Origin of the sequence: Streptomyces sp. NK15101 (genome assembly GCF_020400725.1) — a bacterium.
Lineage (GTDB): Bacteria > Actinomycetota > Actinomycetes > Streptomycetales > Streptomycetaceae > Streptomyces.
Genome location: NZ_JAINVG010000083.1, coordinates 22,756 through 33,253 on the forward strand (window position 1 = coordinate 22,756; position 10,498 = coordinate 33,253).

The following is a 10,498-nucleotide window of genomic DNA, read 5'->3' on the forward strand; positions in this document are numbered from 1 at the left end:
ACAGACTGTACAGCAGGTCAGGGGGTCTGGTCGAACTCACCGACGGCAGCGTTCCGGTTACGGGGCCCGTGGGGCCGCCGGGGCCTACGGGACCGCCGCGTCGATCGCCTTCACGATCCGCTTGTCGGAGATCGGGTACGCCGTGCCCAGCGCGTGGGCGAAGTAGCTCACCCGCAGCTCCTCGATCATCCAGCGGATGTCGGTGACCTCGGCAGGCACCGGACGCCCCTTGGGAAGCTGCTCCAGGAGCCAGGCGTACTCGTCCTGCATCTCCCGGACCTTCTCCATCCGGGTGGTGTCCCGCTGGACCCCGGTGGGCATCTGCTGGAGCCGCCGGTCCACCGCCACCAGGTAGCGCATCAGGTCCGGCAGCCGCTTCAGGCCCGTACGGGTGACGAAGCCGGCCGGCATCAGCCGGGCGAGCTGCTCGCGGACGTCGGTCAGGTTGGCGATCAGCGCCAGGCTGTTCGTCGCCTTCAGCCGGCGCTCGCACGCCTGCCAGGCCGCCAGGATCTGCTGGACCTGGCCCACCGTCCGCACCGTCACGTCGACGAGGTCCGCGCGGACCTTGTCGTACAGCTTCCGGAAGGACTCCTCGTCCCAGGCCGGGCCGCCGTGGTCCGCGATCAGCTTGTCGGCGGCGGCGGTGGCGCAGTCGTCGAAGAGGGCCTGGATCGAGCCGTGCGGGTTCGACGACAGGGCCAGCTTCTGCTGGTTGGTCAGCTTCTCCGAGGCGAACTTCGCCGGGTTCACCGGAATGTTCAGCATGATCAGCTTCCGGGTGCCCCGCCACATCGCCCGCGCCTGCTCGGCCTCCGAGTCGAAGAGCCGCACGGCCACGGAGTCGCCCTCGTCGACGAGCGCCGGATACGCCTTCACCGGCTGACCGGCCCGACGGGTCTCGAAGACCTTCGTCAGCGTCCCGATCGTCCAGTCCTTGAGGCCCGTGCGCTCCAGGGAGGGCCCGGAGCCGTCCGGGCCGCCCGTCGCCGCCGCGGCAGCCTTGGAGAGCGCCTGACGGGCCTTGGGGCGCAGCTTCAGCCGCAGCGCCTCCAGGTCCTTGTCCTCGGCCAGCTTCCGGCGCCGCTCGTCGACGATCCGGAAGGTCACCTTGAGGTGCTCGGGGACCTTCGCCCAGTCGAAGTCCTCGGCCGTGACCGGGACGCCGACCATCCGCTGGAGCTCCCGGGCGAGCGCGCCCGTCAGCGGCTCCTGGACGGGGACGACGGAGTCGAGGAAGCGGGTCGCGAAGTTCGGCGCCGGGACGTAGTGGCGGCGGATCGGCTTCGGCAGGGAACGGATCAGCTCCGTGACGACCTCCGCGCGCAGACCGGGGATCTGCCACTCGAAGCCCTCGTCGGTGACCTGGTTGAGCACCTGGAGCGGCACGTGGACGGTCACGCCGTCCGCGTCCGCGCCCGGTTCGAACTGGTACGTCACCCGGAACTTCAGCGCGCCCTGGCGCCACGAGTCCGGGTAGTCGTCCTTGGTGACCGCCCCCGCCTTCTCGTTGATGAGCATCTCGCGCTCGAAGTCGAGGAACTCCGGCTCCTCGCGGCGCTTGTGCTTCCACCAGGAGTCGAAGTGGGCGCCCGACACGACGTGTTCGGGGACGCGCTTGTCGTAGAAGTCGAAGAGCGTCTCGTCGTCGACGAGGATGTCCCGGCGCCGGGCCCGGTGCTCCAGCTCCTCCACCTCGGTGAGGAGCTTGCGGTTGTCCGCGAAGAACTTGTGGTGCGTGCGCCAGTCGCCCTCGACGAGCGCGTTCCGGATGAACAGGTCGCGGGAGACCTCCGGGTCGATCCGCCCGTAGTTCACCTTGCGGTCGGCGACGATCGGGACGCCGTACAGCGTCACCTTCTCGAAGGCCATCACGGCCGCCTGGTCCTTCTCCCAGTGCGGCTCGCTGTACGTCTTCTTCACCAGGTGCTGCGCGAGCGGCTCGATCCACTCCGGTTCGATCCGGGCGTTGACCCGGGCCCAGAGCCGCGAGGTCTCCACCAGCTCGGCGGACATCACGAAGCGCGGGGGCTTCTTGAAGAGCGCGGAGCCCGGGAAGATCGCGAACTTGGCGTTCCGCGCACCCAGGTACTCGTTCCGGGTGCCCTCGCGCTTCGGGTCCCGGCTCTCCTTGCTCTCCTTCACGTCCTTCAGGCCGATGTGGGAGAGCAGGCCGGCGAGCAGGGAGACGTGCACGGACTGCTCCGACGCGTCCTCCTCGTTGAGGTGGATGCCCATCTGCTTGGCGACCGTCCGCAGCTGGGCGTAGATGTCCTGCCACTCGCGGATGCGCAGGAAGTTCAGGTACTCCTGCTTGCACATCCGGCGGAACGAGGACGAGCCCCGCTCCTTCTGCTGCTCGCGGACGTACCGCCACAGGTTGAGGAAGGAGAGGAAGTCGCTCGTCTCGTCCTTGAACCGGGCGTGCAGCTGGTCGGCCTGCGCCTGCTTCTCGGACGGCCGCTCGCGCGGGTCCTGGATGGACAGCGCCGCCGCGATCACCATGACCTCGCGGACGCAGCCGTTCTTGTCGGCCTCCAGGACCATCCGGGCCAGCCGCGGGTCCACCGGCAGCTGGGACAGCTTCCGACCCTGCTGGGTGAGCCGCTTCTTCGGGTCCTTCTCGGCGGGGTCGATCGCGCCGAGCTCCTGGAGGAGCTGCACGCCGTCCCGGATGTTCCGGTGGTCCGGCGGGTCGATGAAGGGGAACTTCTCGATGTCGCCGAGGCCGGCCGCGGTCATCTGGAGGATGACGGAGGCCAGGTTCGTACGGAGGATCTCCGCGTCCGTGAACTCGGGGCGGGTGAGGAAGTCGTCCTCGGAGTACAGCCGGATGCAGATGCCGTCCGACGTACGGCCGCAGCGGCCCTTGCGCTGGTTGGCACTGGCCTGGCTGACCGGCTCGATCGGCAGGCGCTGCACCTTGGTCCGGTGCGAGTAGCGGGAGATGCGGGCGGTGCCCGGGTCGATCACGTACTTGATGCCGGGGACGGTCAGGGAGGTCTCGGCGACGTTCGTCGCGAGGACGATCCGGCGGCCGGAGTGGGCCTGGAAGACCCGGTGCTGCTCGGCGTGCGACAGGCGCGCGTAGAGGGGGAGGATCTCCGTGTTGAAGAGTTTCTTCTTGATCAGCGCGTCCGCCGTGTCGCGGATCTCGCGCTCTCCGGAGAGGAAGACCAGGACGTCGCCCGGCCCCTCCTTCTGGAGCTCGTCGACGGCGTCGCAGATCGCGGTGATCTGGTCCCGGTCCGACTCGTCGGAGTCCTCCTCCAGGAGGGGCCGGTAGCGGACCTCGACCGGGTAAGTACGGCCGCTGACCTCGACGATCGGGGCGTCGCCGAAGTGGCGGGAGAAGCGCTCGGGGTCGATCGTCGCCGAGGTGATGACGACCTTGAGGTCGGGGCGCTTCGGCAGCAGCTGGGCCAGATAGCCGAGCAGGAAGTCGATGTTGAGGGACCGCTCGTGGGCCTCGTCGATGATGATCGTGTCGTACGCGCGCAGCTCGCGGTCCGTCTGGATCTCGGCGAGCAGGATGCCGTCCGTCATCAGCTTCACGAAGGTCGCGTCGGGGTTCACCTGGTCGGTGAAGCGGACCTTCCAGCCGACCGCCTCGCCCAGCGGGGTCCTCAGCTCCTCGGCGACGCGCTCGGCGACCGTGCGGGCGGCGATCCGGCGGGGCTGGGTGTGCCCGATCATGCCCCGGACGCCCCGGCCCAGCTCCAGACAGATCTTCGGGATCTGCGTGGTCTTGCCGGAGCCCGTCTCACCGGCGACGATCACGACCTGGTGGTCGCGTATCGCCTCCAGGATCTCGTCCTTCTTCTGCGAGACGGGCAGCTGTTCGGGGTACGTGACCGCGGGCACGCGGGCGGCGCGCCCGTCGACGCGCTCCTTGGCCTTGGCCGCCTCGGCGGCGATCTCGTCCAGGACGGCCGCGCGGGCCTCGGGCTTGCGGATGCGGCGGGCGCCTTCGAGACGGCGGCCGAGCCGGTGGGAGTCCCGCAGCGAGACCTCGGCCAGGACGGACTGGAGGGCGGCGAAGGAAGTAGACATACGGGATCCAGGATCGCACCTGCGGGCGAGAAGCGGCGAACCCATTTACGAAGGGGGCCGGGCGGCGGTGCGTAGTATTCCGGGCATCTGGCCCGGACCGGAGGGGTTTCGCATGTTCCGCACCGCCCGCGCGTCGGCGGCGTTCGCCGCGCTCCTGGGTCTGGTGCTCTCCCTCCTGGTCTGCGGCGCCTCCGCTCCGGGCGGCATGACCCCGGCCGGCGGTGCGGCCCCGGTCGTCCTCGGCGCCGCTGTGCCCGGCTGCGACCCGGGGCACGCCGCCGACGAGGGGGCCGCGACCCCCGTCGTACCGCCGCGTGCGCACGGCTTCGCCGAGCTGCTGCCGGCCCTGGCCGTCGACCGGGTGACGCCCGCGGTCCGGCGGCCGGACGCGCTCGGCCCGGCCGCACAGCCCGGCCGGGAGCCACCCGCGCGCGTGCCGACTCCCGTGGAGCTCTCGGTTCTGAGGGTTTAGACGGACGGCCGTCCTCCGCCGTCCCTTCTCCCTCCCGCCTTCAGGAGCGCTTCCGCATGTCCGAGTCCAGGTCCAGGTCCAAGTCCGTCGCGATCGTCTCCGGGGTCGCGGCCGCCGCCGTGCTGCTCGGCGTCGTCTCGTACACCGCCACCAAGCCCTCGTCCCCCGGCGCCTCCGGCTCCTCGGCCGTCGCCGAGGTCTCCGCCGACCCCTCCGCCGGCGTCTACGCCGAGCTGGAGGCGTACGCCCGCCGCGACGCCTCCGACAAGCTCGCCCTCGGCCGCGTCGACGCGCCCGTCGTGCTCATCGAGTACGCCGACTTCAAGTGCGGCTACTGCGGGAAGTTCGCCCGCGACACCGAGCCCGCCCTGGTGAGGAAGTACGTCGAGAACGGCACCCTGCGCATCGAGTGGCGGAACTTCCCGATCTTCGGCGAGGAGTCGGAGACCGCCGCCCGGGCCTCCTGGGCCGCCGGGCAGCAGGGCCGGTTCTGGGAGTTCCACAAGGCCGCCTACGCCGAGGGCGCCAAGGAGAAGGGCTTCGGCAAGGAGCGTCTGGCCGCCCTCGCGAAGGAGGCCGGCGTTCCCGACGCGGCCCGGTTCGCGAAGGACAGCGAGAGCGCGGCCGCCCGGGAGGCCGTACGGAAGGACCAGGAACAGGGGTACGAGCTCGGCGCCTCCTCCACCCCGTCGTTCCTGATCAACGGCCGGCCGATCGCGGGCGCCCAGCCCCTGGAGACCTTCACGGAGGCGATCGAGGCGGCGGCGAAGGCCGCTCCGAAGAAGGCCGCGCGGTGACCTCCGGCATCGGCTACTTCGCCGCCTTCCTCGGCGGCCTCCTCGCCCTGCTCAGCCCGTGCAGCGCCCTGCTCCTGCCCGCCTTCTTCGCGTACTCGATCGACACGCGCGCGAAGCTGGTGGCCAGGACCGGCATCCTCTACGCGGGCCTGGCCACCACCCTCGTCCCGCTCGGCGCGGCCGGCTCCCTCGCCGGCCGGTTCTTCTACGGCCACCGGGACCTGCTCGTCACCGCCGGCGGCTGGCTGATCATCGGGCTCGGCGTCCTCCAGGTCCTCGGCCTCGGCTTCACCTCCCGCCGGATCGCCGGGGCGAGCGGCCGCATCCGGCCCACCACGGCGCTCTCCGTCTACGCCCTCGGCCTGGTCTACGGCCTCGCGGGCTTCTGCGCGGGCCCGATCCTGGGCAGCGTCCTGACGGTGGCGGCGCTGAGCGGCAGCCCGGCGTACGGCGGCCTGCTCCTCGCGGTGTACGGGCTCGGCATGGCCGTCCCGCTGTTCGTCCTGGCGCTGCTCTGGGACCGGTACGAGCTGGGGCGGCGGCGCTGGCTGCGCGGCCGCCCGCTCCGGGCCGGGCGTTTCGAGGTCCACTCCACCTCGCTGCTCTCGGGCCTCTTCTTCATCGCCCTCGGCACGCTCTTCCTGGTCTTCGACGGGACGACCGCGCTGCCGGGGCCGCTGTCGGTGGACGACTCCTTCGCCGTGGAGGAGCGGGTCGCCTCGCTGGGCCGTTCGGTGCCGGACTGGGCGCTGCTCGTCGCGGTCGTGACGGCGGTGACGGCGGTGCTCGCGGTCCGGGGCCTTCGGGGGCGTACGCGGGAGCGCGAGGAGAGCTGAGCGGTACGGGGAAGGGGGCCACCCCCCCTTCCCCGTACCGCCGCTGCCTGTTTCACGTGAAACGAAAAGGCCCCGTTCTTTCGAACGGGGCCTTCTCTTTGTGGCTGGGGCCGGGGTCGAACCGGCGACCTATCGCTTTTCAGGCGATCGCTCGTACCAACTGAGCTACCCAGCCACGAGGTCGTTTCCGACCTCAGCGATCCTGACGGGACTTGAACCCGCGACCTCCACCTTGACAGGGTGGCGAGCTAACCAACTGCTCCACAGGACCTTGCTTTGTGCGACCACTAGTGTCGCACACGGTAATGCGTGCCCCCAACGGGATTCGAACCCGTGCTACCGCCTTGAAAGGGCGGCGTCCTGGGCCACTAGACGATGAGGGCTAGAGGCTCACCTGCGCGCTTCTCAGCGCGTCGGGGACGTGAGAAGCATATGGGATGTCGGCCGCTATCGCCAAAACGGTTTCCGGGCGGGGGAGAATGGGCCCGTGCTGGAGATGACGCGCGAGGAGTTCGAGGAGCTCGTCGCCGAGGCCCTGGACCGGATTCCGCCGGAGCTGACACGGCTCATGGACAACGTCGCCGTGTTCGTGGAGGACGAGCCCTCCCCGGACGATCCCGAGCTGCTCGGGCTCTACGAGGGGACGCCGCTGACCGAGCGCGGCGAGTGGTACGCCGGGGTGCTGCCCGACCGGATCACGATCTACCGGGGGCCGACGCTGCGGATGTGCGAGTCGCGCGAGGACGTGGTCGAGGAGACCGAGATCACCGTCGTCCACGAGATCGCCCACCACTTCGGCATCGACGACGAGCGGCTGCACGCGCTCGGCTACGGCTGAGCGGAGCGGGCGCGGGCCGGGTGGCTTCGGCCGGAGCGGGCGGCTGTGCGGGGGCCGTGTCCCTTGCGGTGCCCGGGGAGTTGGGCAGTGCGACGCGTTCCTTTCCTGCCTGTTGTGTCCTGGAGGTGCCCCTGTGCGCCATTTGCCCACCCCGGTGCGATGGGCCGCCACCGCGCTGGCCGTCGCGGCCTGTGCCGGTCTGAGCGGCTGTATGAGTGTGAGTGACGAGGGGGCGAAGCCGGCGCCCGGCGCGTCCGGGGGGAAGCACGGCGCGGCGGCCGAGAGCGACGGCGGCGGCGGTGTCCGGGACGGGGACGGCGGGTCCTGGAACGGACGGCCGGAGAAGGGCGGACCGGCCGCGGCCGGCGCGGGCAAGGAGTCCCCGGTCCCGAGCGGCTCGCCGTCGGGCACGGCGAAGCCCTCGGCGGGCGCGGTACTGCCGGTGGAGGGCCCCGGCGGACCCGGAGGGCCGTCGAAGTCGCAGCCGGCCGGCGGCGGCCACGAGGCCACGGGCGGCGGCTCCGGCGGGGGCGGGGGGAACGGCGGCAGCGGGGGCAGTGGCGGCGGCGGGAACGGCGGCAGCGGCGGAGGCGCGGGGGGCCAGGACGGCGGCGGGGTCACGCCCACGCCCGAGCCGACCCCGCCGAGCCCCGAGCCGACGCCCGAGCCGACCTCGAACCCGACGCCCGAGCCGACTCCGGAGCCGACCTCGAACCCCACCGATCCGCCGACCTCCGGCACCGAGACCCAGATGGGCGCGATGCGGGCGGCGGACGGGCCGGGCGCACCCCCGGAGCCGGAGGCGTCTCCGCAGGTCGGGCCGGTGTGACGTAGTCCGATTTGCCACAGGTGGGGGAGGGTGCGTATGGTGGTAGATCGTTTGATCCCATTGCCCGGCGCCGACACAGAAGAGCGCCGTGTGGCGCGTACTCTCCCTAGCCGTGGCTGACCGCATTGAGGCGGTCGATTTGCGAAATCACGGAGTTGACGGGCGCGTGCCGAGACTCCGGAAGGTTTCGCATTTCGCATGTCCATTTTCAGTTCTGACCACGCCGTCATGCCCGAGAACGACGAGATCGTCGAGGCCGTAGAGGCCACCGAGACCGTCGAGACCGTCTCGAACGAGACCGTCGAGATCGAGGCCGACGACACCGGCGCCGAGGCCTCCGTCGAGGAGCCCGCCGAGCCCACCGTCACCTTCGGCGACCTCGGTCTGCCCGAGGGCGTCGTGCGCAAGCTCGCGCAGAACGGCGTCACCACCCCCTTCCCGATCCAGGCGGCGACCATCCCGGACGCCCTGGCCGGCAAGGACATCCTCGGCCGCGGCCGCACCGGCTCCGGCAAGACCCTCTCCTTCGGTCTGCCGCTGCTCGCCACCCTGGCGGACGGCCACACCGAGAAGAAGAAGCCCCGCGGCGTCATCCTCACCCCGACCCGTGAGCTCGCGATGCAGGTCGCGGACGCCCTCCAGCCCTACGGCGACGTGCTCGGCCTCAAGATGAAGGTCGTCTGCGGCGGTACGTCCATGGGCAACCAGATCTACGCCCTGGAGCGCGGCGTCGACATCCTCGTCGCCACCCCGGGTCGTCTGCGCGACATCATCAACCGCGGCGCCTGCTCCCTCGAGAACGTCCAGGTCGCCGTCCTCGACGAGGCCGACCAGATGGCCGACCTGGGCTTCCTGCCCGAGGTCACCGAGCTGCTCGACCAGGTCCCCGAGGGCGGCCAGCGCCTCCTCTTCTCCGCCACCCTGGAGAACGAGATCGACACCCTCGTCAAGCGCTACCTGGTGAACCCGGTCACGCACGAGGTCGACCCGTCCGCCGGCGCCGTCACGACGATGACCCACCACGTCCTCGTCGTGAAGCCGAAGGACAAGGCCCCGGTCACCGCCGCCATCGCCGCGCGCAAGGGCCGCACGATCATCTTCGTCCGCACCCAGCTGGGCGCGGACCGCATCGCCGAGCAGCTGCGCGAGGCCGGTGTGAAGGCCGACGCCCTGCACGGCGGCATGACCCAGGGCGCCCGTACGCGCACCCTGGCCGACTTCAAGGACGGCTACGTCAACGCGCTCGTCGCGACCGACGTCGCCGCCCGGGGCATCCACGTCGACGGCATCGACCTGGTCCTGAACGTGGACCCGGCCGGCGACCACAAGGACTACCTGCACCGCTCGGGCCGCACCGCCCGCGCCGGCCGCTCCGGCGTCGTGGTCTCCCTGGCCCTGCCGCACCAGCGCCGCCAGATCTTCCGTCTGATGGAGGACGCGGGCGTCGACGCCTCGCGCCACATCGTCGGCGGCGCCGGCGCCTTCGACCCGGAGGTCGCCGAGATCACCGGCGCCCGTTCGCTGACCGAGGTCCAGGCCGACTCCGCGAACAACTCGGCCAAGCAGGCCGAGCGCGAGGTCGTCGACCTGACCAAGCAGCTGGAGCGCCTCCAGCGCCGCGCCGTCGAGCTCCGCGAGGAGGCCGACCGCCTGATCGCCCGCGCCGCCCGCGAGCGCGGCGAGGACCCGGAGGCCGCCGTCGCCGAGGTGACCGAGGCCGCCGAGGCCGAGGTCGCGGCCGCCGCCGCCGAGGCCGAGCGCGCCGCGCGTGCCGAGGAGCGGCGCGAGGAGCGTTCGACCTTCCGCGACGAGCGGGGCAACTTCGAGCGCCGTGACCGCGGCGACCGCGGTGGCTTCAACCGTGACGACCGGGGCGACCGCGGTGACCGCGGTGGCTTCCGTGGCGGCGACCGTGGCGGTTTCCGCCGCGACGACCGCCCCTCCGGCGGCTTCCGTCGTGACGACCGTCCGTCGGGCGGCTTCAACCGTGACGACCGTGGCGGCCGTCCCTTCGAGCGTCGTGACAACGACCGTCCGTCCGGCGGTTTCCGCCGCGACGACCGCCCCTCCGGCGGCTTCCGTCGTGACGACCGTCCGTCGGGCGGCTTCAACCGCGACGACCGTGGCGGCCACGGCGGCCACCGCGGCAGCGACCGTCCGTTCAACCGCGACCGCCGCGACGACCGCCCCTCCGGCGGCTTCCGCTCGGGCGGCGACCGCCCGTACGGCCGTCGTGACGACCACCGCGGCAGCGCCGGCTCGACCGGCGGCTCCTTCGGCCGCCGCGACGACAAGCCGCGCTGGAAGCGCAACGGCTGACATCGCGTAGAACGCTGAGCAGGGCCCGTACGAGCACCCCGGTGCCCGCACGGGCCCTGTCCCGTACGAGCACCGCGCCCGCGCCACGCCCGCGCCACGGCCGGTGTCGGATACCCGATCGGTTCCCGGGCCCTCTCGGGCTATGCTGCTCGGGTGTGCTTGTCCACGGGCCGTTAGCTCAATTGGCAGAGCAGTGGACTTTTAATCCATTGGTTGTGGGTTCGAGTCCCACACGGCCTACCGAGCACGGGGGAGGAGAGACCCTCCTACCCGCCGCGGAGCGCCCCGACCGGTCTGTACCGGGCGGGGCGCTCCGTCGTTCGGGGGTGTTTCCGGTGGGCGTCAGCCGAAGTA

General features: G+C 71.6%; 7 protein-coding genes and 4 tRNA genes. 7 read left to right on the top strand and 4 right to left on the bottom strand.

The genetic code is table 11. The features are described 5' to 3' along the window. Positions 1–84: 84 nt before the first annotated feature. Entirely contained in the window at positions 85–4,053 is a 3,969-nt protein-coding gene (gene hrpA / locus K7G60_RS31250) for an ATP-dependent RNA helicase HrpA (protein ID WP_225804334.1), read from the bottom strand. A gap of 112 nt (positions 4,054–4,165) precedes the next feature. Between hrpA and K7G60_RS31255 the strand changes: the two genes are divergently transcribed. The 3 genes from K7G60_RS31255 to K7G60_RS31265 are packed head-to-tail and all read left to right on the top strand — an operon-like array spanning position 4,166 to position 6,158. After that, the gene (locus K7G60_RS31255; protein WP_225804335.1) at positions 4,166–4,525 is read left to right on the top strand and encodes a hypothetical protein; all 360 of its coding nucleotides are present in this window, start codon (positions 4,166–4,168) and stop codon (positions 4,523–4,525) included. A gap of 56 nt (positions 4,526–4,581) precedes the next feature. After that, on the top strand, positions 4,582–5,322 hold the full coding sequence (locus K7G60_RS31260; protein ID WP_225804336.1) for a thioredoxin domain-containing protein: 741 nt from the start codon (positions 4,582–4,584) through the stop codon (positions 5,320–5,322). Continuing rightward, positions 5,319–6,158 (top strand): cytochrome c biogenesis CcdA family protein, encoded by an 840-nt coding sequence (locus K7G60_RS31265; RefSeq protein ID WP_225804337.1) that lies wholly within the window; start codon positions 5,319–5,321, stop codon positions 6,156–6,158. Before K7G60_RS31260 ends, K7G60_RS31265 begins: the two co-directional genes overlap by 4 nt. 101 nt (positions 6,159–6,259) lie before the next feature. On the opposite strand, the gene K7G60_RS31270 is transcribed toward K7G60_RS31265, so the two are convergent. The 3 genes from K7G60_RS31270 to K7G60_RS31280 all read right to left on the bottom strand — a co-directional run bounded on the left by K7G60_RS31270 (position 6,260) and on the right by K7G60_RS31280 (position 6,541). Continuing rightward, positions 6,260–6,333: transfer RNA gene (locus tag K7G60_RS31270), tRNA-Phe, on the bottom strand. A gap of 22 nt (positions 6,334–6,355) precedes the next feature. Next, a tRNA-Asp gene (locus tag K7G60_RS31275) sits at positions 6,356–6,429 on the bottom strand. 39 nt (positions 6,430–6,468) lie between these two features. Beyond that, positions 6,469–6,541: transfer RNA gene (locus tag K7G60_RS31280), tRNA-Glu, on the bottom strand. A 104-nt stretch (positions 6,542–6,645) separates the two neighbouring features. Here K7G60_RS31280 and K7G60_RS31285 point away from each other — a divergent pair. The 4 genes from K7G60_RS31285 (at position 6,646) to K7G60_RS31300 (ending at position 10,384) form a co-directional block, all read left to right on the top strand. After that, entirely contained in the window at positions 6,646–6,996 is a 351-nt protein-coding gene (locus K7G60_RS31285) for a metallopeptidase family protein (protein ID WP_225804338.1), read from the top strand. A gap of 211 nt (positions 6,997–7,207) precedes the next feature. After that, positions 7,208–7,825, top strand: coding sequence for a hypothetical protein (locus K7G60_RS31290; protein WP_225804340.1), 618 nt, complete (start codon positions 7,208–7,210; stop codon positions 7,823–7,825). Between the two features lie 198 nt (positions 7,826–8,023). Next, positions 8,024–10,144, top strand: coding sequence for a DEAD/DEAH box helicase (locus K7G60_RS31295; RefSeq protein ID WP_225804339.1), 2,121 nt, complete (start codon positions 8,024–8,026; stop codon positions 10,142–10,144). A gap of 167 nt (positions 10,145–10,311) precedes the next feature. Continuing rightward, positions 10,312–10,384, top strand: a tRNA-Lys gene (locus K7G60_RS31300). The last annotated feature ends 114 nt before the right edge of the window (positions 10,385–10,498 follow it).